This window comes from Spirosoma oryzicola (assembly GCF_021233055.1).
GTDB classification, from domain to species: Bacteria; Bacteroidota; Bacteroidia; order Cytophagales; family Spirosomataceae; genus Spirosoma; species Spirosoma oryzicola.
Genome location: NZ_CP089538.1, coordinates 3859182 through 3879259 on the forward strand (window position 1 = coordinate 3859182; position 20078 = coordinate 3879259).

Below are 20078 nucleotides of genomic sequence, written 5' to 3' on the forward strand. Positions count from 1 at the left end.
TTACTTGGTTAAATCTGACGGTTAATCCTGAGCTGAAGGCCGAACCACGATATCACCTACATCGACGTTTTCCGGCTGCTCGATGGCGAAGGCAATAGCGCGGGCAACAGCATCGGGTGAAATAGCTACTGTTTCGCTCCGTTCAGTGATAGCGGCCCTCATCGAAGGATTTTTGATTTTACTAGCAAATTCGGTTCGTACAAAACCTGGCGATATACCGGTTACGCGCCACCGTCCATTCGACTCTTGACGTAAAGCTTCGCTTAGGGTACGAACGGCATTCTTTGTTGCAGCATAGACGCCTTGCATAGGAACAATTTTGATTCCTGACGTAGATATAACATTGATGATATGGCCAGAGCCCTGTTGACTAAAAACAGGCAGCGCAGCGGCAATGCCATATAAGACACCCTTCAAATTTATATCAATCATTTCCTCCCACCCCTCAACGTCCAGTTCATCAATTCGGGAGAGCTGGCTCACGCCAGCATTGTTAATCAGTACGTCCAGTTTTCCAAAACGCTCGCACGCCAGGGTTACCAAACTCGCTAAATCAGCTTTTCGTTTAACGTCTGATACGACATAGGCTACCTCACCACCCGCTGACTTGATTTGGGCGTTAAGCGCTGCTAGGCGGTCGGCCCGGCGTGCACCCAGTACAACGGCTGCTCCCCTCTCAGCGAGCAATAAAGCGGTAGCTTCCCCTATACCGCTACTGGCTCCTGTAATTGCTACCACTTTACCTTTGATTCCATTTTCCATAGTTAAAACAGATTTTACACTGCAAAATTCACCCATAGAAAGCTGGTAGGTGTAGCCAAAAAGGCAAACGTTGTAGCCAGAAAAACACTGGTATAGAATGTTGAATACTAGGCTTGGTATTCAACATTGATATTGGTCAGGAAACGCCGTTAACGGTTTGCGCCAGTAATTGCAATAGGAAAACAAGTAAAGCCAGGTAGACTAGTTTTTCATTGAAATAAGTGGTAAGTCAACAGATTGTATAGAAGCAACTGATGGTTCAGATTTAGTTATCGTCTTTCATAGTGTGTGGACGTTTGTACATCAGCGAGTTTAGCCGACTAATGAATCAAACCGGTTAACGTTCATGAGTGTATTAACAATTTTTGGTCTAGCTGCCGTTGCTGTCTCTCTCGTCTGTTACTTTCTGCAAGCCCGCTCCAGGTGGTGGGTATTGGGCTTTGCTTTATCGTGTATCCTCGGCGCTGTCTACGGTTTTTTGGCTAACTGGTATTGGTTTAGCCTTTTTGAAGGCATATGGGCCGTTCGCGGCTTTATTCGACTCTACCAGCAAAGACACGCAGACTAAGGCGTCCTATTCACCCTTCGGCTCCCAGAGCTCAATGATATTCCCCTCTGGATCGAGCACGTGCACGAACTTGCCGTAATCGTGCTCCGCTATTTCATCAACAATCGTTACGTTATCCCGTTTCAACTCGTCCACCAGTGCGGCAAGATTCTCCACCCGGTAGTTGATCATAAACGGCTTAGCGGAGGGATTGAACACCTCGGAATCGCTGGCGAATGCGGCCCAGGTGGTTGACCCTTTTTGGGCGGGATCATCAGCCTGCCGCCACTCAAACGTTGTTCCGTATTCGCTGGTTTCTAATCCCAGATTTTTGGCGTACCACTCGTTCATGGCTTGCGGGTCATTGCATTTGAAGAATACACCGCCCAGGCCCGTTACTTTTTTCATAGTTATCGATTTGGTTGTTACTCCAGTGAAGCTATTAGCACGCGTTGTCCCTACCTATTAATTGAGCAGCTTCTTTTTCTGAGCGTTAAACTCCTCCTGCGTTAGAACGCCCGCATCCAGCAGCTGCTTTAGTTTAATCAGCTCATCCGCTACACCAATGGGTTTATCAGCTACCGGAGATGTTTCTGCCGTTCTGTACTCGGCGGGTGGTATCACCTCACCGGCCTCAAAGGCATTGGCCAGTTCGACCCGGTAGCGAGCCATGAGGCCAACGGACACAATGGCTACAGCTGCAAAGCCAGTCTTCTTTGTGCCCACCATACTCAGATCTTTGACAACAACCGTTTTACGGGCAAAACGAGTACCTAGGTAGTCTTTAATCAACCGGCCATTGCGGTAATCAGCCGTAAATGATGCCGGATTCTCGTAGATAAAGGCAAAAGCTTTATCGGGTAGGGTTCCTTTCCCCAGTTGTAGCGTATCGCCCTTCTTGATGATCCAGCCACCAAGTGTGGTTTGATAGCCGTAATCGAAATCTTCAGAATAGAGCCAAGGCTTACCGGGTTGCAAATCAGCTTCCGTGACGGGTGTTCGTCGCCTGGTCTGGGCAGAAAGTAGTAACGGGAATACTAGAAGAAGAATTAATGTGAAGAGATGCTTCATGAAGGTGTAGCTCGCGAAATGCTTACTGATAGTCTTAAAAATCTTTAAGTTTGTCTCTTTTGATCTGCTGTTGTTTACTGACTAGTAGCGATTTGGCTTTCTCACTGCATGATTCACACTCATCATACTTATCAGTGTCTCGAATCCAAAAATACTCCACCAACTGTTTCTTACAACTTGTGTTATAATAGATCCTGCTATACGTAGTGGCTATTAGCGTATTATTGACCCAACGCCTTGATAAGATCGTTTCGTTGCCGCAACTGACTGGCTTTGTTCGTACAGTTGGCTCTTTCTCGCCATACTTCAAAGCCAAAGCCTCTTCAAGCTCCATCGAATTACTACTTTTCAAACTTATCAATCGTTCATTCTTAAAGATTAGGTAAATTTTCGTCAGTGCTATTCCTGATACTTCGTATTGGTTCATATAGAATACCCTGACATCAGGACAAAAGGAAGAGCCAATAGGGCTTTCATGGGGATTTTGCCTGTTAATGACCAACTCGCCTATACTTGTATTTTCCTGATCGAACATATAGTTATCGACAACCGACAGTTGTTCGCCGGACTCAGATACCAATGAGTCAATCAAGCCAATCGTCGATCTGCCAATTCTAAACCGGCCAATACCTTCAATCTTATCCTGAGCGTAGCTGCTCAGCGAAATCAAGAATAAGAAAAGTACTCTTTTCATCATAGGAGCACAACAAGTCAAACACATAAATTCCGATCAACCTAATGTTTGCAATCAAAAGCTATGTGAGTTGTCAATCAAGTGCTTTAAGTTCTCGATAGCCTCAACGACGCTCGGATTATGCAGTACTGATCCGGCAAATTCTTTCAGCTTATCAAACTGCTCGCCTGCTTCTTTAGCCGATCTTCATACTGGCCGATTACTAATACCAGCTAGTCTATGTTAGGATTAGCCGCTTGCCGTCCACTAGCGTATTGCTCGTTTCTCATCGCCGACAACCAGCCAAGTTAGCTTTGAAGAAAAATCAGACAACTATTAATCCAGCGTCAGGGGCATAACCATTGCACTTTGCATGGCCAACTCCTTATCAGCTCGGATTTGGGATTCTCGAATAGCAATCGATTCCCGGTACTCCTTCGCTTCGGCTAGCTTGGTTAAGGTGAGCGGGTGGCCAGCCTTACCAAAAACATCCTCAACTTCATCAAGCTCGACTCTAAAGAACTCTCGCCGGTTATTGATGAGGTTGATTCGCTTTTCGGCAAGCTGCTTATGGATTTTATACTCGAGATCAGGAGCGTTATCCGAGTAAACCATCGCATGTACGTCAAAGCAGAAGGGCACTGACGCGTCGCCTAGTTCTTTGACTCGGTCATTGGTTCAAGTCGCCGGGTCATTCCGATTTTGAACACGTCCTCGCCGAACGAGCCGATATTAGAAATGATGTAGACGTGCCCGGATTTGGTTTGTTGGGCCATCGACAGCGCCCGTTCTTTCTGCAACTGAACATCAGTCAGTAGCTGCTCTAGTTCTTTGATCTTCTGATCCAAACTAGCTAGCTGGTCACCTGTGGCACGTTTGGCCTCCTCAGTAGCCTTAGCTAAGGCTTTCTGGTATTTAGCCTCTTCATCTTCGGCCTTCCGTTGAGCCGTTTCAATTTCCCGCTGCGCCTTTTCTTCTTCACGCATTTGCTCACGGATCATACGCTGTTCCTCCTTCTCCGCCTGCAACTTTTGCTGTAGCTCAAATTCCAGGCGGAGTTCGGCTATTTTGTAGCCGTAACACGCTTGGATAATGGTACTCTGATTGACGCTACCTAACTTATTAATAGCTTCGTATGATTTGGCAATACGGGCTTCCATATTACCCATATTATTCCAGCTAACCCGAGCAATGGCTGCGTCGCAGTCACCGTTGAAAGCCCGAAGCATCAGTTTTGCGTACTGCTTTGTCATTCTCCGACCTTCTGCTCTACTCCCCCCCACAGACCATTCAACCGGACAGGATACGGCCTTCTCCTCTTTGATAAGTTGTTTAAGCGAGTCGCGAATTACCTCTAGTTTCTCTTTGTATTGGTCAGAGCTGGAGTAGTTATATACGGGTTCGTAAAGGCCGTATGAGATGTCTTCGAGTTTACTTTCAAACAGGTTTATTTCTTGTAGCAAGGATTCATAGACAGTACGCTTGGCGGCATAGTCATTGCGTAGCTTTTCGACATCTAGCTCAATCCGCTTTATCTCACCTTTCCGCTGTTGAAGTAGCTGGTCAACATCAACGATTGGGGCGTATTGGCGATTTAGCCGTTCCACTTCGTGCTCACTCGTATTAACCTGCTCACGGAGTTTATAGCAATAGTAAGCCAGATTGGCCAGGGTAATACAGAGTACAAAAACTACTAGTGTAGAGGTTTCAATCATTCGTATGGTGTGGTTAAAGTAATAAGCTAACTGGGCGCAGTACAACAGCCTGCAATGTTCATATAAGCCAATGCGGCAAGCGGTTTACTATAAACCCCTCGACTTTTCCTGCTTTACAATGTTGTAGAGTTCATAAACTTCGGAAAGCTTCATCGAATAATCAGGGTAAAACTTCTTGTCTTCATTCAGCGATACGCAATCAATAATCCCGTTTTCTACGTCGTGACGCACAATTCGCTTAATGACAATACCATCTTGATGAACAATTACAAAGTCAGGAAACCGGTGTATATGCAGTTTACTCTTCCATAAGTGCCTTGCTACGTTACGGCCTATTACTATGTCACCCGCCGAAATAGCATCCTTTCGATCGTTGTCCATACTGTCTCCCCGAACTTCGAAGGCTCTGTAGATTCCGGAGTGCCTTTTTTCGACAATCGACGGTTGAAGACTTGCGGGATCCGGAGCAGCAGGAAGGCTTCTCACTCGAACTGGTATCAGCGCTTGAAACGGCAGCACGAGCCAATTATCAAGCCTACTGCCAAACAGCGGATCCCGAGGAGTACCGCCAATCCTATCAGGAATGGGAAGAGCAGGACGACAAGCGCTATAATGAGTACTACCAGAACTACAGCCGCTAGCCATGAAGGAGCTTATTGCGATTACGACTAGTGGGCAAGGCTCGCTTGTCGTCTCAGCCCGTGAACTGCACGAGTTTTTAGGAGTCAAGTCACGTTTTATTGACTGGATCAAGAACCGAGTCGGTAAGTACAAATTTCTGGAAGACACCGACTATGTAACGGTTTCTAAAAATTTAGAAACCGGTGGTCGCGAACTTGACTACGCACTGACCAGTTCACTACGGAGGCTCACAAGCCACGTTCGAACCAACGGGTAAAGCCTTGTTTGCTACCGATCGCAAAGGCCAGTCCGTACCTATCTTCGTGATGCCTGGTTCATGGGTACGCTGTTTGGATAAGGGACAGTTCACCGCCGTTCCGGATCGGATCTTTCATCAACAGTTTGAGCTGGTTCGTTAAACCCGCTCGAACGAATGAGCCGAACTACAAGCATCCCGATCACACGCCCTGGTAGCAAATGTTTGTGAAGGCAGGTCATGGCTCATAAACTCAACGGATTGGCTGAACTTGAGGCATTGATTCGTGAGATGGCAATTTGAGAATAGCCGCGAAACCCGAAGGTTGCTTTCTATCGTATTTGCTGAGTATCTTCGAAAAACGGACGTTATTTGGAACACGGCTTCTAGGCATTGCTTGGAAAACCATCTATTTAGTAAACTCACCTTTTGTCTAACAGCTGTCAGACAACGCTTGTTTTTGTCTTCCATTCTGTAGTACTTAACATATAATAGATTATACAACAGATTGTATTGCGCTGGAATAGCTTGACACTAACCGTGTACAGTTATGAAGGTAAGTGGGTTTATTGACCTCAAGAAAAAGTACAAAGTCAGCGCTTTCCGCTGGCACGTGGTCGAGCTCTATCGACTGGAGCTGGTCAGTGAAAAACAGATTTTGGCCGAGCTGAATATTTCCCGAAATTCACTCCGGATCTGGAATCGAGCCTACCAGCGCTATCGACTCCGACGCTACTATCCTAGTCCTAAACGCGCTCGACGGATGAAAAGTAAAACCGATGAAGTGGCCCTACTTAAAAAGCAGCTAGCCGATACTCAAAAACTACTCCAGCACGAACAACTCAAACGGGAAGCCCTGGAGATCATGATCAACATTGCCGAAAAAGAGCTCAAAATTCCGATTCGAAAAAAGCCTGGCCCCAAACAGTAAATCAACTCAGCCTGCATCACCCACTGGTGAGTATGGAAACACTCTGCGGGCTGTTTGGGGTAAGCCGTCAGGCTTGGTATGAGAAGCAGAAACGATGTCAGAAAGCGGATCTTACAAATACTATGGTGTTAGCCGAAGTCCGGCGGTTACGCCTGGACTTGCCTTCGGTTGGAGCGGAAATCCTGCACCACCAGTTGACCGACTTTCGTCAGCAGCATGGGATCAAACTAGGTCGGGATAAGTTTGCTAAGTTACTCAGAGATAATGGCTTATTGATAAGGCGTAGAACGCGACGGACGAAGACTACCTGGTCGAATCATCCCTTTCGCAAGTATCCCAACCTGGTGAAAGGGAAAAAAGTAGACGCTCCTAATGAGTTGTGGGTGAGTGATATCACCTACTTGCCCCTACCTCGTGGGTTCGCTTATCTGAGTCTGATCACCGATGCCTACTCGCGGAAGATTGTGGGTTGGGCGCTACACCCCACTTTAGAAATGGAAGGGCCATTAAGTGCCTTAAAGATGGCGCTAAAGCGAAATAAGGTTAGCCAACAGCTAATCCACCACTCGGACCGGGGCGTTCAGTATTGCTGTCATGCCTACACGGGTCTGTTACGAAAAAACAAGATTGCTATTAGTATGACTGAGCAGGGCGATCCGTACGAAAATGCGTTAGCTGAGCGGGTCAATCGGACGATAAAAGAGGATATGTTGCTCAATCGGGGCTTTATCAGTTACGCGGCTGCCGAAGAAGCGGTTCAACGAGCGATTGAGAACTACAATCAGCTACGGCCACATCGGAGTTGTGGTTACAATACGCCGGAACAAGCGCATCGCCTGCAAGGTGAATTGGTCAAGAAATGGCGCGTCAAGAAACGTCAACAACCGGGAAAAATGCAACAGATAGCGTCAATAGTAACCGCTTAAAGTGAGTCTCAAATTTGTCAAGTAAAATCAGTGTAATACACAGTTTTATAACTACAATTATGTTAATGAACATAACTTAGAAAGGCATCAATTAAGTAGATGCTACCTTTCTAAGTTATGTCTAATTGTTATAGATGAACTTCTTTGTTTGCAACTCACCAATGCCAAATGGAGATCCTGCGCTCTTTTCATAGACAAGGACGTACGAAAGTAACGTACTAGCTACTGAGCCCCCTTATTGCTTCATTATTTTAATTGTTTTGTTCTGTGTTGGAGTGCTAACCTTTAATAAGTAAACTCCTGGTAAATAACCTAACTGAGCTGAGCTATACATTGTGGCTGCAACTTCCTCAATCCGTGTATAACTTACCAACTTACCTTGCTGGTCGGTAACCTGAATTGTTACTTGTTCACCTAATGCTCCATCTACTAGTATTTTTATTACTTGGTCTGAACTTGGATTCGGCATCACTTGAATGCTTAAATCAGTTGATGCACTCTTTGCGGATAATCTTGCCCCTTTACAGTAGGGTAACCAATTTAGGATATAACTCTGTTCACCGGCAGTGCCTTCCTGGGTGGCTTTAAGGGTGACAACAGGATTGTCAGTATAGAGATTTAAACTGTAAGGGCCTGGCTGAGTTGTCGGCAATAACTCATTGCTAACCGAAAAAGACACAGGTTGCCCTGTCAAGCCTGTATATCGCGGGGTGAATGTAAGCTTTCGCTGATTAGTCGCTATTACCTCACAGTCAACATTTACTACACCTGTAATGGAAAAGGGCTGGTTGGAAACAGAATCATCTATTTTGACTAAACGATACTTAGCGTCAATATCAATGTAACGACCGTAAAGAGCATTATTGAATACAGTTAAAGAAGCTGTTTGAAAGAAACCTACTCCTTGATCTGGGTTGTCGAGTACCTTTAGGGTTGTACCATCAAATTTGGCTAAGTAATTACTGTAGCGACCATCAGCGAAATAGCGATTATATATGCAATACAATATATTATTATACACAATCATTTCGCCAAACACCCCTCCTTTTCCAGATACCTCATTGTCAGGTTCTGGAATCAATTCCATCTTCGTTCCATCGTACTTAACTAATTGCCCCCTGCCGTTAGCATTTGTATACTTTCCATAAAGTGCATTTCTATAAACTATTAAAGGATACTCAGTTCTTGGATAGTAAATATCTAAATACCCCTGACCGTTATCAGGATTCTTTATCAGAGAAATAGTTTGGGCGAAAGCATTCTGGGTAAACGTAACCAGAATACTGGCAAGTAATACGAGCGTAGCTTCTTTTTTCATCAGTAATAGCATATTTATTCAGTTTAGATAGCAAACACAATAGCCCTAAATATATTTACCATTTCAATTATCTGTACATTAAATATTTATTTATATACTATAAAATTAATAAAATAGGGTAATTTTATCAAAGACGAAATAACTTGTTACTTAAGAATAGCTAACATAAAATTGCCTTTTTTGCCACATATAGGACTCAACAACCTAGATTTCAGACATTTACACGAAATCTTGTGATTTCGATGTAAATGGTCGTCTGAAGCATCCCGGCTCCACTGGTTCATTCATAGTATACGAAAACATGTTCGGACTTTTCAGCTAAACAATGACCGATAACTACAGAAAGTACTATTTTAAGCCCGAAACGCTCGCCAAATATTGGGAGATTCGCCTATTATATTCGATGAATCACAAATTATAGCAGATAATAGGCATAGAAGTGTAATATAAGCCCCGTCACGCGACGATCTGTATCAAAACGCATCCACATCGTCTAACCATAAAGAGTGCCTTAAATCGAACGTTTTACTGTCAATTGTACAAACGATCCGTCAGGCGCTGATAGCGTAACACCCGCTTTGTGGGTTTGCCCCGGTAATGCCGCTTCGCATAACGACCGAAGGTCTCCTGATACAACTCAAAATCGTCTCCCCGTAACTGCCTGCCTATGGTGTTGTCTAGATCCCGATACCGTTTCGACCAAAGCTGCTTTTCGTAGTAGGTGTCAGCTAGCGCATAGCGGGAAACAAACCGACCATCGACCAAATACAACTTCCGGCAGCGCTTAGCGGTGATGGGACAAACAAAGTAGAATACGGTTCCCTTGCCCAGGTTGCTGGGTGCAATGAGCAGATCAATGCGGCGCAACTTGCTTTCCCCCGAAACGAGTAGCGCAGCATAACGCATTTTGCCTTCAGGCTAGCGGCCATATCGATGGTGGCGACTCGTTCACCATTACGGCTCCATCCAAGCTGGTGCGTCTTGCCGTCAATCAGACAGCCGGATTGCTTGAGGGTTGCTGTACTGAGGTAAAGTAAGTCGTCGATCGTGGTGGGACATTGAGCAATGCGGGGCATAGTGGATCGAGTTTTCCGAGTGTTGAAACCTAAATTGTTAAGGAAGATGGGTAAAAACTCTTCCTTGTCAACCAACAGAGTCAAATCAGTGACCGTTCAGAGCAGGCTAATTACTCTCGACGGTCGTGCGCGTTATGGAATAAAATAAACTTCATTGGCTTACAAACACGGTTTTTCCTCACTAGGTAGCGAACATAAAGGGTGTCCACTTTGCTGGACACCCTTTTTTATGGACACGGAAAACTCAATATAGTCCGGCTTCGTGCGCAGGTGATATGATGTCAGAAAAACCTTCGTGATGTTTCTACACGTCTTTTTATGGACTCGCAAAACTCAACGTCGTTCGGCTGCACATACGCGAATTGACCAACGAAAAATCATGGCGTTGTCCATACACATCTTTTTATGGACTCGCATAAACTTCCCCTGGCTTGTTTGGGTACATACGCGTTATGGGCTCCGAAAACTCTTCGATCGATTGGGTCCCGCGCGCGTAGACTGACTCAAATAAACTTCATTTCGTTCTAGACAGGGATTTTCGCCATTCCTTTTTTATGGAGTCAAGAAACTCTTCATTTGGCCCTAAACGCTGTTTTTGCCTGTCTTATAGGCTGGCTGAAAAAACTCAACGTTTGTTGGGCCCCGCTCTCGTAGACTGACTTGCAAAACACTTCAATTGATCAGAAAAGGTAGTTGGCTCTATAGCGACCGAAATAACTCAATGAACCGGCATTAGGCCGAGCCTCACACGGGCGCGCACGCGTGTACGGTGTGCAATAACTTAGTTTGTTTGGTTGAGATGGTTCATAAACGGCGGGTATTCCATCTCTAGGATGATATCGCCGTTAGACTGCTCTCGACGAACCAGAGCGCGCTGTTTCTGTTGTAGCTGCTCATCCCGACGCTGCCTGTTTTGCAAGCCTAGCTCCCGCGTAATGATGTTGGCATTGAAATAGCCTAGCACGGCTCCTTCGAACTTATGGGAGTAGATCACATCCTCAATGCGGGCAATGGCCCATTGAAAAGCCTCATCATCGCGTTTTGATTCTTTGAACTTGCGCCAATAGGATTGACCCACTCGCCAGTAAGCACACAGGCCCGAGAGGGTGTAAGGCCGAATAAGCGGTAAGTCAATCAGACAGGTTTGTTCGCCCTGTGCTGAAGTGCTCGGTCTTCATCCAGGGATTTTGGTCTACCCACTCGAAGTAATCGGTAGCGGCTTGCCATAGCGCCTGCGGAGTGGCAAAGCGGGGCGTTCGTCCGGTAGTGTGGCGTAGTCGCCAGGCTTGATTAGCCGTTTTAAAACCCATGTTGGATAGAATTAACGAAGGCTTGAAGATACAAAGAAAGCGGACTTGTCTCGCGTGCGCGCGAAACGACCGTGCATTAACCATAGAAACAGCGGAAAGGGCGATTCTGGTCCTCTGCGCTGCTTCTATTGAACGCTTCGGTTTTCACTGCCTTTGTCTTAACAGACCAATCAGTTTAGGCTTGGATTGATGGGATGTAAAGGACGACCACCTGTCGGGTCGGTTATAAAACCATCATCAATATCGTCCTCGTCTTCATCGGTGTCGTACTCGTCATTATCACTGTCTGTTGGCAGGGTACCCACATACGAGTTCACCTCATTGTCCTGTACACTGGGAAAATCTTCCGGCGCATCGGGTATCAGCATCCAGGCGTTTACCGACTTGGCCTCATCAGTTACCCAGTCAAGGTTGTTGTTGATTTCCTGCGAACGACTCCAGCCAGGCATACGCTCGTCATCGAAGTCGTCATAGCGCTCGTAATGCCAATAGAACTTGCCGTCCTGAAGCATATAAAAGCCGGGCCGAGGGTCGAACCCGACTATCTTCAAAATCATTGAATAATTGTTTATCACTGGTTCGACGTAGAGGTCAGGCGGGGCTAAGTGGCGGGGTACCATTTGCCAAGTTCAATGTCCGTGCCGGGTAGAGTTGCCATAGTAAGTCTGGGATCAAAATTAGACCTCCAATGTAGTCAATTCAGCGATAGCAGGAAGGCCGTTTGCTTGCTCAGGCTAAACTAGCCCATGCGTTATTCCAATCGGGTGTTGTCGAAGAGTGATAGCCTGCAGGGGACGATGTAGTACGCTTAGTCGAAGTCGTATCACTATCGTACATATGCGACAGCGTGCTAGTTGACAACTCGCTATTGCAGTGCATTTGCATTTTTGCAAAACCATACCAGTTCCCTGTCTTAGATAGACATCACGCCTTATGTATTTCTACAACTGTTAAAGCAATTTCTTGGGTCTAGTAAATGGTTCTTTACCGTAAATGGGACCAAGCCAGTTGTGTTTTTATCACCAGTTTTTTCAACTCTTAACCCACTCTTGGGATGTTGTTAGCGGAACGGCGTATGGGACTAGATCTAAGTTATCTTAGCTATTTAGTTATGATACGATTGATACTGCGGTGTAAATAAGGGGTTCTTTAGCGGCCTTGATACCCATAGAAACACCTGTTTTCAGGAAGAAGTAGAAAAACCCAGTCTACTTAACTCTATTTACCCTATTTGGAAATAGGGCTGTTTTGCTCGTTCTAATCTTTCAAAGATAGTTCAATTTTGTCTCACAATCAGGGCCCAATCTACACATAGAAGAGGCTTTCAATTGCAGAGTAGAGCTTTGAGTATGCTGACTACATCGGTGCTATTTCTAAATTATTTAACTACTAAAACTTTATGACTACTCTTTCACTTGCAGACATTGAAACTGCGGTTTCAGCTGCTTTCGATCACTGGCTAGATCAGGATCCTGTAGATTTTAATCTTACACTGAGTGGTCATCAGGTCACAGTTACAATTCGCCTTGTTGATGATAGATTCAACTGCGGTATTCCAGGTTTCAATATGGCTAATGCCAATGAAAATAGCCTTCGTCAATGGGTACCTAACCATATTGAAAAAAACGGAAATAGAGGATTATTATCACCCTGTAGAGATGCAGCCGTCAACGTCTGGTTAAAAGGTGGGGTGTATGTGATGTTTAACTTCCACGTCAACTTAGTTAGTCCATGCTGATTACTGCTATTAATAAAAATTGTTGCTCAGTATTCTAACTGTCTTATTGATTCTCTAAAATATAAGTAGTTAACCAGTAAGTCCAAATAAGCTGAATATAGACTATAAATAAAAGTAGGCAAAACTCCTAAACTTTTTCACTGTGAAAACGCTAGAAAAAAAACAAGAAACACCAAAACGTACTGAAGACATTAAGATACAAATAGCTAACGCTAAAGCGTTTTTTAATGACGAAAAATTAGCTACATATGCCCCCGAAGACAATCCTTACGCCGACAAGGATGGCTTGGTAGAGTTTATCATCGGCGTTGAGTTGGTTGATGACCCTGTTGTTGTAAAAGCATTAGTGGAGCAGAAAAAAATACTCATTGGCATCACTTCTGTAGTTACAGATTACATCAATCGTTATTCACAAGCATACGGTAAAGAGTACAAGACAGATCCCGAGCTGTGGACATTAGCGCTTTCTAAAGTTCCTCTGATGGGGCCTAGCAAAATCGATACTCAGTCATATACAAGACATATAAAGGGTATTAGTATTGCATCTGATTTTGTAAACTTTATTCTTGATGTTGTCGCAAGCGAGGGATCTTCTGCACTAGATAGTTTTAAAAGCTTTTTGCAAAAGCAGGGAGAAGCTTTGCGATTTGGGGTTGAACAAAATAAAGACTTTTATAAGACGATTACAGTTGGTGTTGCAGTTGAAGTATTTAAAGTTGGTGATGAAGTTATATATACGCCAAAAATTAAGCAATACCGAGTAGACTTTGACCGATCAAATACTAAATGGTCGTCAGCTTGTGCTAGTGCTGAATTTGTTGATATAAACTTTAACTACATGTACGCAGCTAATGTGTTTGATTATGAAGCCTTAGAAGATCCGGAAATAAAAAAAGCTTTTGATGATTTTCTTCGAGGTAGCAGAAAAGCGCAGATCGAAAATGCTACAACATTCTTCAATGATGACTTTCCTCCTAAAAACCCTGTTCAATAATATATGACAGGTGTAATTGTAATCAAGTACAGATAGGTATTTTATAAATAGGTAGCATAGGGATAACTTAAAAATTCCTATGCTATCTATTTTACTTTGCTATAAATCGTAACAAGCTATTATCGACTCTGTCTTTAGTAATCCACTGCCCACTCTCTGGCACGTTCGATAGTAAATAATAGCATGCCTGCCGTTCTAGTTCATCAACACTGACCCAGTAGTTACCCTAAGACTGTTCATCAACAGCGTTTGTATTGGGCATCCACACGGCGGTAACTCGTGTCTGAGCATACGGTTCACATCGTCCTAACTCTACCAGTAAGACGACAATCGCCTTCCAGAGCGCAGCCGGTACGCTTAGCTTACCTCCGGCGATACTGCTTGCGTTCCCGTTGTCACCATCCCCTGCTCTATCCGCTGTCCTGGCAATTATGTACAGTTCATTTCCTTAAGTAACTGATGTACGGGTGCGTTCTTCAGGAGTTGCAAGACTTGCCGGTGCAGGTTGGGACCTATGATAACAGTGCGGATAAATAAAGTGCGGTTTTCCTATATCCTGATCATTAATAGGGCAAGATAGGCCGTCGCGATGGTAGTCGCTTTCAAATCTTATGTTTGTGCAATCTGTGTGCCTTGCTCGGTACCAGCTAGTTGGTAATGCTAGATCAAGGATAAAATTTCTGGTATAACGTGAAGCCAATCCTTTTAAAACAGCGCTTAGGCGCCAGTTGCAACAGTTTGCTGTTTATGTCGACGATTGTGAGATACGCTATAGGTTGGCTGAGTAATCAACTATACGTTTGGAATAGACTCTGAGGCCCTAGTGTTATCAAGATAACCTAGCGCTATGTTGTCGTCTCGGGTTGGTTCTGTATGTTGAGGAACCGAAATGGAGGGCTGTTTACACTGCTCCAGGCTAAGGATGAGCAGTAAGCAGCTTATGAATTTAAAACATTGGATAAACCCGTGTTTCATTACTCCCCCCTATCCTTTCAATGCTTATATAAAAAGTGTTGTATGCAAATCCGTATGCAAACAAAAAACCGCCAACGTTTCCGAAGGCGGCTTAAGTTGCTGGTTATCAACTGAGCCAGTGGAGGGATTCGAACCCCCGACGCGCTTGCGCATCCTGATTACAAATCAGGCGGAATCGACCGCTATCCGACACTGGCAATCCTTACATTCGGCAATCAGATGACCTATTCCCGAATTGTGATGCAAAAGTAGTGCTTCTATATGAGACATGCAATACTCATGCGTAAAATCTTGGCCGAATATTTTTATCCGGCCAAGATTTTACTAGGCTTGTGCTACTTTCAGTTGATGACGTAGTTCATCGAGTTGCTTTTCAGCATCGGCGATCTTTTTGTCAATATCAGCCCGTAATTTATCGGCGTTCTTCGAGCGGGCGAAGAATTCGATGTTATTCCGGTACGTAGCAATATCATTTTCAATCGCTGTAATTCGACGGCGAATATCGTTTTCACGTTTGTTGCCTCCGCCATCACGCTCACCCCGGTTGAAGTCACGGCCACCAGCACGAGTTACTTCGGCTTCATTCTGAAGCATCACCCGTTCTTTGTCTTTCGCCGGAATCTTACCCGTAGCACCTACCAACGCATTTACGGCGTTGATATAGCGCTTTTGCGTAGCCTGCATGTCCTTCTTGGGGACAAAACCAATGCCATTCCACTCTTTTTTGAAATCATTCAACTCCGATAGGTCTGCATTTTCATTGGCAGCTGCTTCGATCCGCTCAATCAGGGCAATTTTCTTAGTCAGGTTCGCTTCAAACTCGCGTTCCGTTTCCTGATTCTTCGAGCGCTTTTTGTTAAAGAAAGCGTCACAGGCTGCTTTGAAGCGGTCGAAGATGGAATTCTTTTGCTTTTCCGGCACCTGACCAATATTCTTCCACTGACGTTGCAGTTCGATTACGGTCTGTGTAGCTTCTGGTGATTCCTCCCCCGAAGCCAGAATTGATTCTACCTGCTCACAGAGTTCAGTTTTGGCCCGCAGGTTTTCCTCCCGCTTGCTTTCCAGTTGCTTGAAGAATTCGCCTTTGTTGTGGAAGAACGTTTTCAACGACGCCCAGAACTTTTTGCTCAGCTCCTTGCCTTCTTCACGCGGCATCGGCCCTTTGATCGCGTTCCAGCGATCCTGAAGCGCCATAACTGTCTTCGTCTTATCGTTCCAGTCGTTGATACTGTTGGATGTAAACGAAGTCAGCGGTATCAGTTCTTCGTAGATCGCCGATTTCTCTTCGTAGAGCTGAGCCGATTCTTTCCGTTGCTCGTTGGTTTGGTCCCGACGTTTGTCGTACAATACGTCCAGAGCAGCTTTCATACGACCCCACAATACTTCCTGTTCTGCCTTGGGTGCCGGACCGATATGCTTGTATTCTTCAAACAGAGCATTGGCTTCGTCAATCGTCTGCCGGGTTACCGGTGTTTCTTCGGCGGCTTTCGCCATGCCTTCTACTTTCTCGATTACCTCGGATTTCAGAGCCGCATTGCGCTTCCGATCCAGTTCTTTCAACTCGAAATAAATATTCCGGTTGCTATAGTAGCGATCAACGAGCGCGTGGTAGGTAGCCCACAACGTTGCGTTGTGCGGGGAGTTCATGTTCCCGGCGGCTTTCCACTCGTCCTGAATTTTTTTAAACTCGTTCCAGCTTATTTTTGGATCACCAGCGTTGTTTTCGTCGGTTTCAACCAGCTCACGCAACCGCGTCAGCAAGTCTGTTTTGGCCGCAAAGTTGGTGTCTTTGGCTTTGTCCAGATTCTGGAAGTACGTATTTTTCTGGCTCTTGATCTGCTTATACAGATCATCGAACCGCTGAATCGTTTCGTCGAATTTATACTCGAAGCCTTCTTCAGCACCCGTTTCAGCAACGTAGCTCTGCAACGCAGCTTCCCGTTCGGCCCGCTTCATCTGGTCGAACAATGGCTTAACTTCCTTGAGCACCTGATCGGCTTTCTTGAAATCGCCGGGGGTTACAGCCGCTGAACTAGTCACTGCCAATTGTGATTCCAGCAGATCAACGAAGTCCTGCTTCGAGAACTGGCTATAATCAACCGAAGGAGCCGCTGCTTCGTCGTCCGTATCCGGTACATCGGCATACTGCTCGGCAACATCCCCTGTCGATTCAGGAGTGGCTTCAGCTGTAGGCTTCTCTGTCTTTTCTGCGACGGTCTCCAACGTAGCCTGCTGGGCATCCTGCGGTTCGGCAGCCGATGCAGAAGCCTCGCTGGCCGCACCCTCTGATTCGGACTCGGCAGCGGGAGCGTCGGCGGGTGATTCTTGTATATCCGCAGCACCCGTTGCGTCCGGCTGGGTTTCAGCCGTTGGAGCCGGTGAAGTCTCCGCCGGTTCGGGCGTAGTTTCCGTGCCCTCGACTGCCTGGTTAGGTTGCGTCGTGGTGTCTTCGGGTGTATTAACTGCCAGGTCGCCGGTAGCCTGATTCGTGGTGTCCGGTTGCTGGTTAATTTCCTGTTCTTGGTTTGCCATGTTGGGAACGTACCGATTACTTTTGCAAAAGTACGACAATATGCGGATTTTCCTGTATTCCAGCCGTTGAAAAGCCGTTAAACAAACTCAGCAGTATGCCGTCAACAATCAGTGATTTACGTAAAGAATATACGCTAAACGGTTTAGACGTGGTCGATGTTTCACCAGACCCCGTTGCCCAGTTTCAAGTATGGTTCAATGCCGCCCTTGCAGCGGGTGTCCCGGAGCCTAACGCGATGTATGTAAGCACCGTTACTGCCGAAGGACGTCCTGACGGGCGGATTGTCTTACTCAAAGATGTATCAGAAGCGGGGTTTGTCTTTTACACAAATTATGAAAGCCGGAAAGGGCACGAACTTACTAATCATCCCTTTGCTACGCTAACTTTTTTTTACCAAGAACTCGAACGCCAGATTCGCATCGAAGGACGGGTAGAAAAGGTAAGTCCCGAAGAATCAGATGCCTATTTTAACAGCCGACCACGCGGAAGCCAGATTGGTGCCTGGGTATCACACCAAAGTTCGGTAATTGAAAACCGGGCCGTACTGGAAGCCCGACAGCAGGAACTCGAAGCACAATTTGCCGATAAGCCAGTACCCCGCCCGCCCCATTGGGGTGGCTTTCGGGTCGTTCCCGATGCAATTGAATTTTGGCAGGGACGCCCTAGCCGACTCCACGACCGGATACGCTATCGGAAAGAAGCCGACAACTGGCTCATCGAACGATTAGCGCCCTAGTGAGTTTGTCGCACATGCCTATTCTAACCAAAAAAACAGTGGCCAGCGGACGATTTAAGTCGTAAAACGATACGGTAAATGTGAGACTTTGGCTGCTTTACAGGGCAAGATTTCTTCCCACTCTTGTCTATGGTCGGCAAAAAAGCCAAAGCTCAACAGGCCGTTTCGAACCGAACGCTGTTTAGTGTCATTTCAGCCTCATCAGTCGGTACGCTTATCGAATGGTATGATTTTTACATTTTCGGGAGCTTAGCCGCTATTCTCTCCTCGCAGTTTTTCCCGAAAGATAACCCAACGGCTGCGCTTCTATCAACCCTGGCGACGTTCGCGGCTGGATTTGTTGTCCGCCCGTTCGGAGCGTTGGTTTTTGGGCGATTGGGGGACCTTGTCGGTCGCAAGTATACGTTTCTGGTGACGCTCGTTCTGATGGGCGGGTCCACGTTTGCCATCGGGCTCGTACCAGGTTACGCAACAATCGGTTTCTGGGCTCCGCTGCTGGTATTACTGCTCCGTCTGATCCAAGGACTCGCCCTTGGCGGAGAATACGGGGGTGCCGCGACCTACGTAGCGGAATACGCCCCCGAAGGCCGACGGGGCTTTTACACCAGTTTTATCCAGACGACCGCCACGCTGGGGCTTTTTGTGTCACTGGGTGTCATTCTGATCACCCGACAAACGCTTGGCGTCGAAACATTCGGCGAATGGGGCTGGCGCGTACCTTTTCTGGTGTCTATTCTGCTGGTTGGCGTTTCGATTATTATTCGACTGCGGATGGCTGAATCACCATTATTCGCCAAGCTCAAATCAGAGGGGAAGACATCAACGAACCCGCTGGCCGAAAGTTTTGGAAAGAAGCAGAATCTAAAAATGGTGCTGCTGGCTTTGTTCGGCGCGACGGCTGGCCAAGGGGTCATCTGGTACACCGGCCAATTTTACGCACTCTCGTTTATTCAGAAAGCCTGTAACATCGAGTTCGTTCAATCGAATGTTATTGTAGCCGTTGCGCTGCTCGGTGCTACCCCGTTCTTCGTCATTTTCGGAAGTCTGTCGGATCGCATTGGACGTAAACCCATCATGCTGGCGGGTATGCTTTTGGGCGTTCTCACCTACCGCCCGATCTACGATAAACTCTACAATCTGGCGGATTTGAGTACACGTCAGGAAATTGTGGACGCTCGTACAATCAGCCGCAAATCAGCCGCCCAACCGAATGGGGATCTGCTCACAACGATGACGACTTCTCATTATTACGGCGACGGATTAGTGGCTCAAGACATTGAAAAAACTATAACAAGCCGCAAACCCTCAGCCCCCACCATTAAACCCGAAGTAAGCAAAGCTATTCTTCTACCCTCGCGCAGCTTGTGGCTGATGATTGCCCTGGTGTTTATTCAGGTGCTTTACGTGGCTATGGTATACGGCCCGATTGCCGCTTTCCTGGTCGAGTTGTTCCCTACCCGCATTCGTTACACATCGATGTCGCTGCCTTATCATATCGGCAATGGCATATTTGGTGGCCTTACTCCTTTCATTGCCACGGCTTTGGTAGCCACGGCCACAAAAGCAAACGAAGCGGTTCCTGGTTCCGTTGAGAAGCCGTACCTCGAAGGACTTTGGTACCCGATACTGATAGCCGCCGTGTGTTTCGTCATCGGTGCGTTTTATTTGTCCAAGAATGAAAAAGCGAACGAGTGAATGGGCAGTTCCTGACTTAGCTTGTAAAGCCAGCAATGTGGTGTCGGCAGGGCAACCCGCGCGGTTCTCAAAACCGACACCACCATAGAAGGGCATCGGATTGGGAAACCGCACAGGTCAGATTGAAGAACCTGACCGCACGACGGCGACGGCTCAGTGCTTCAATCCTCATACTTGCTTACCACCCTTTAACGATTCTAT

The 20078-nt window shown here is 46.2% G+C and carries 21 protein-coding genes and 1 tRNA gene; 8 read left to right on the forward strand and 14 right to left on the reverse strand.

Annotation, left to right across the window (positions count from 1 at the left end):
• Positions 1 to 21 precede the first annotated feature (21 nt).
• The 7 genes from LQ777_RS16285 to LQ777_RS16315 form a co-directional block, all read right to left on the reverse strand.
• Positions 22 to 762: an SDR family oxidoreductase gene (locus tag LQ777_RS16285; protein ID WP_232558990.1), complete on the reverse strand. Its 741-nt coding sequence runs from the start codon at positions 760 to 762 to the stop codon at positions 22 to 24.
• 574 nt (positions 763 to 1336) lie between these two features.
• Complete coding sequence (locus tag LQ777_RS16290; protein ID WP_232558991.1) at positions 1337 to 1717, reverse strand: VOC family protein; 381 nt, start codon at positions 1715 to 1717, stop codon at positions 1337 to 1339.
• 57 nt (positions 1718 to 1774) lie between these two features.
• Positions 1775 to 2380, reverse strand: coding sequence for an SHOCT domain-containing protein (locus LQ777_RS16295; protein ID WP_232558992.1), 606 nt, complete (start codon positions 2378 to 2380; stop codon positions 1775 to 1777).
• Positions 2381 to 2414: 34 nt separating this feature from the next.
• Entirely contained in the window at positions 2415 to 3077 is a 663-nt protein-coding gene (locus LQ777_RS16300; RefSeq protein WP_232558993.1) for a hypothetical protein, read from the reverse strand.
• Between the two features lie 312 nt (positions 3078 to 3389).
• On the reverse strand, positions 3390 to 3668 hold the full coding sequence (locus LQ777_RS16305) for a GIY-YIG nuclease family protein (protein ID WP_232558994.1): 279 nt from the start codon (positions 3666 to 3668) through the stop codon (positions 3390 to 3392).
• A gap of 38 nt (positions 3669 to 3706) precedes the next feature.
• Positions 3707 to 4768, reverse strand: coding sequence for an SNIPE associated domain-containing protein (locus LQ777_RS16310; protein ID WP_232558995.1), 1062 nt, complete (start codon positions 4766 to 4768; stop codon positions 3707 to 3709).
• An 87-nt stretch (positions 4769 to 4855) separates the two neighbouring features.
• Entirely contained in the window at positions 4856 to 5149 is a 294-nt protein-coding gene (locus LQ777_RS16315) for a hypothetical protein (protein ID WP_232558996.1), read from the reverse strand.
• Positions 5150 to 5220: 71 nt separating this feature from the next.
• Here LQ777_RS16315 and LQ777_RS16320 point away from each other — a divergent pair, with 71 nt between their 5' ends.
• The 4 genes from LQ777_RS16320 (at position 5221) to LQ777_RS16335 (ending at position 7502) form a co-directional block, all read left to right on the forward strand.
• On the forward strand, positions 5221 to 5409 hold the full coding sequence (locus tag LQ777_RS16320) for a hypothetical protein (protein ID WP_232558997.1): 189 nt from the start codon (positions 5221 to 5223) through the stop codon (positions 5407 to 5409).
• A 2-nt stretch (positions 5410 to 5411) separates the two neighbouring features.
• Positions 5412 to 5666: an antA/AntB antirepressor family protein gene (locus LQ777_RS16325; RefSeq protein ID WP_232558998.1), complete on the forward strand. Its 255-nt coding sequence runs from the start codon at positions 5412 to 5414 to the stop codon at positions 5664 to 5666.
• Positions 5667 to 6195: 529 nt separating this feature from the next.
• Positions 6196 to 6576: a hypothetical protein gene (locus LQ777_RS16330; protein WP_232558999.1), complete on the forward strand. Its 381-nt coding sequence runs from the start codon at positions 6196 to 6198 to the stop codon at positions 6574 to 6576.
• A gap of 32 nt (positions 6577 to 6608) precedes the next feature.
• Positions 6609 to 7502, forward strand: a complete 894-nt coding sequence (locus LQ777_RS16335; RefSeq protein ID WP_232559000.1) for an IS3 family transposase — start codon at positions 6609 to 6611, stop codon at positions 7500 to 7502.
• 235 nt (positions 7503 to 7737) lie between these two features.
• On the opposite strand, the gene LQ777_RS16340 is transcribed toward LQ777_RS16335, so the two are convergent.
• The 5 genes from LQ777_RS16340 to LQ777_RS16355 form a co-directional block, all read right to left on the reverse strand.
• Positions 7738 to 8820, reverse strand: a complete 1083-nt coding sequence (locus tag LQ777_RS16340) for a T9SS type A sorting domain-containing protein (RefSeq protein WP_232559001.1) — start codon at positions 8818 to 8820, stop codon at positions 7738 to 7740.
• 531 nt (positions 8821 to 9351) lie between these two features.
• Complete coding sequence (locus LQ777_RS16345; RefSeq protein ID WP_232559002.1) at positions 9352 to 9726, reverse strand: hypothetical protein; 375 nt, start codon at positions 9724 to 9726, stop codon at positions 9352 to 9354.
• Between the two features lie 951 nt (positions 9727 to 10677).
• Positions 10678 to 10974, reverse strand: coding sequence for a DNA-packaging protein (locus LQ777_RS30520; protein WP_255720688.1), 297 nt, complete (start codon positions 10972 to 10974; stop codon positions 10678 to 10680).
• Between the two features lie 52 nt (positions 10975 to 11026).
• Entirely contained in the window at positions 11027 to 11206 is a 180-nt protein-coding gene (locus LQ777_RS30525) for a DNA-packaging protein (RefSeq protein ID WP_255720689.1), read from the reverse strand.
• A 170-nt stretch (positions 11207 to 11376) separates the two neighbouring features.
• Positions 11377 to 11763 (reverse strand): hypothetical protein, encoded by a 387-nt coding sequence (locus LQ777_RS16355; protein ID WP_232559003.1) that lies wholly within the window; start codon positions 11761 to 11763, stop codon positions 11377 to 11379.
• Positions 11764 to 12605: 842 nt separating this feature from the next.
• Here LQ777_RS16355 and LQ777_RS16360 point away from each other — a divergent pair.
• Together LQ777_RS16360 and LQ777_RS16365 are read left to right on the forward strand one after the other, a co-directional pair.
• A complete protein-coding gene (locus LQ777_RS16360; RefSeq protein ID WP_232559004.1) occupies positions 12606 to 12944 on the forward strand; it encodes a hypothetical protein in 339 nt (112 codons plus the stop codon).
• 142 nt (positions 12945 to 13086) lie between these two features.
• A complete protein-coding gene (locus LQ777_RS16365) occupies positions 13087 to 13938 on the forward strand; it encodes a hypothetical protein (RefSeq protein WP_232559005.1) in 852 nt (283 codons plus the stop codon).
• 1088 nt (positions 13939 to 15026) lie between these two features.
• Here LQ777_RS16365 and LQ777_RS16370 read toward each other — a convergent pair.
• Positions 15027 to 15110: transfer RNA gene (locus LQ777_RS16370), tRNA-Thr, on the reverse strand.
• A gap of 127 nt (positions 15111 to 15237) precedes the next feature.
• Complete coding sequence (locus LQ777_RS16375) at positions 15238 to 17445, reverse strand: DUF349 domain-containing protein (RefSeq protein ID WP_232559006.1); 2208 nt, start codon at positions 17443 to 17445, stop codon at positions 15238 to 15240.
• 95 nt (positions 17446 to 17540) lie between these two features.
• Between LQ777_RS16375 and pdxH the strand changes: the two genes are divergently transcribed.
• Together pdxH and LQ777_RS16385 are read left to right on the forward strand one after the other, a co-directional pair.
• Positions 17541 to 18182 (forward strand): pyridoxamine 5'-phosphate oxidase, encoded by a 642-nt coding sequence (gene pdxH / locus LQ777_RS16380; protein ID WP_232559007.1) that lies wholly within the window; start codon positions 17541 to 17543, stop codon positions 18180 to 18182.
• Between the two features lie 129 nt (positions 18183 to 18311).
• A complete protein-coding gene (locus LQ777_RS16385) occupies positions 18312 to 19877 on the forward strand; it encodes an MFS transporter (protein WP_232559008.1) in 1566 nt (521 codons plus the stop codon).
• Positions 19878 to 20078 lie beyond the last annotated feature (201 nt).

Coding starts and splice junctions, on each gene's coding strand:
- LQ777_RS16285 (WP_232558990.1), bottom strand. CDS start 762: ATGGAAAATGGAATCAAAGGTAAAGTGGTAGCAATTACAGGAGCCAGT.
- LQ777_RS16290 (WP_232558991.1), bottom strand. CDS start 1,717: ATGAAAAAAGTAACGGGCCTGGGCGGTGTATTCTTCAAATGCAATGAC.
- LQ777_RS16295 (WP_232558992.1), bottom strand. CDS start 2,380: ATGAAGCATCTCTTCACATTAATTCTTCTTCTAGTATTCCCGTTACTA.
- LQ777_RS16300 (WP_232558993.1), bottom strand. CDS start 3,077: ATGATGAAAAGAGTACTTTTCTTATTCTTGATTTCGCTGAGCAGCTAC.
- LQ777_RS16305 (WP_232558994.1), bottom strand. CDS start 3,668: ATGGTTTACTCGGATAACGCTCCTGATCTCGAGTATAAAATCCATAAG.
- LQ777_RS16310 (WP_232558995.1), bottom strand. CDS start 4,768: ATGATTGAAACCTCTACACTAGTAGTTTTTGTACTCTGTATTACCCTG.
- LQ777_RS16315 (WP_232558996.1), bottom strand. CDS start 5,149: ATGGACAACGATCGAAAGGATGCTATTTCGGCGGGTGACATAGTAATA.
- LQ777_RS16325 (WP_232558998.1), top strand. CDS start 5,412: ATGAAGGAGCTTATTGCGATTACGACTAGTGGGCAAGGCTCGCTTGTC.
- LQ777_RS16330 (WP_232558999.1), top strand. CDS start 6,196: ATGAAGGTAAGTGGGTTTATTGACCTCAAGAAAAAGTACAAAGTCAGC.
- LQ777_RS16335 (WP_232559000.1), top strand. CDS start 6,609: ATGGAAACACTCTGCGGGCTGTTTGGGGTAAGCCGTCAGGCTTGGTAT.
- LQ777_RS16340 (WP_232559001.1), bottom strand. CDS start 8,820: ATGAAAAAAGAAGCTACGCTCGTATTACTTGCCAGTATTCTGGTTACG.
- LQ777_RS16345 (WP_232559002.1), bottom strand. CDS start 9,726: ATGCGTTATGCTGCGCTACTCGTTTCGGGGGAAAGCAAGTTGCGCCGC.
- LQ777_RS30525 (WP_255720689.1), bottom strand. CDS start 11,206: ATGGGTTTTAAAACGGCTAATCAAGCCTGGCGACTACGCCACACTACC.
- LQ777_RS16355 (WP_232559003.1), bottom strand. CDS start 11,763: ATGATTTTGAAGATAGTCGGGTTCGACCCTCGGCCCGGCTTTTATATG.
- LQ777_RS16360 (WP_232559004.1), top strand. CDS start 12,606: ATGACTACTCTTTCACTTGCAGACATTGAAACTGCGGTTTCAGCTGCT.
- LQ777_RS16375 (WP_232559006.1), bottom strand. CDS start 17,445: ATGGCAAACCAAGAACAGGAAATTAACCAGCAACCGGACACCACGAAT.
- pdxH (WP_232559007.1), top strand. CDS start 17,541: ATGCCGTCAACAATCAGTGATTTACGTAAAGAATATACGCTAAACGGT.
- LQ777_RS16385 (WP_232559008.1), top strand. CDS start 18,312: ATGGTCGGCAAAAAAGCCAAAGCTCAACAGGCCGTTTCGAACCGAACG.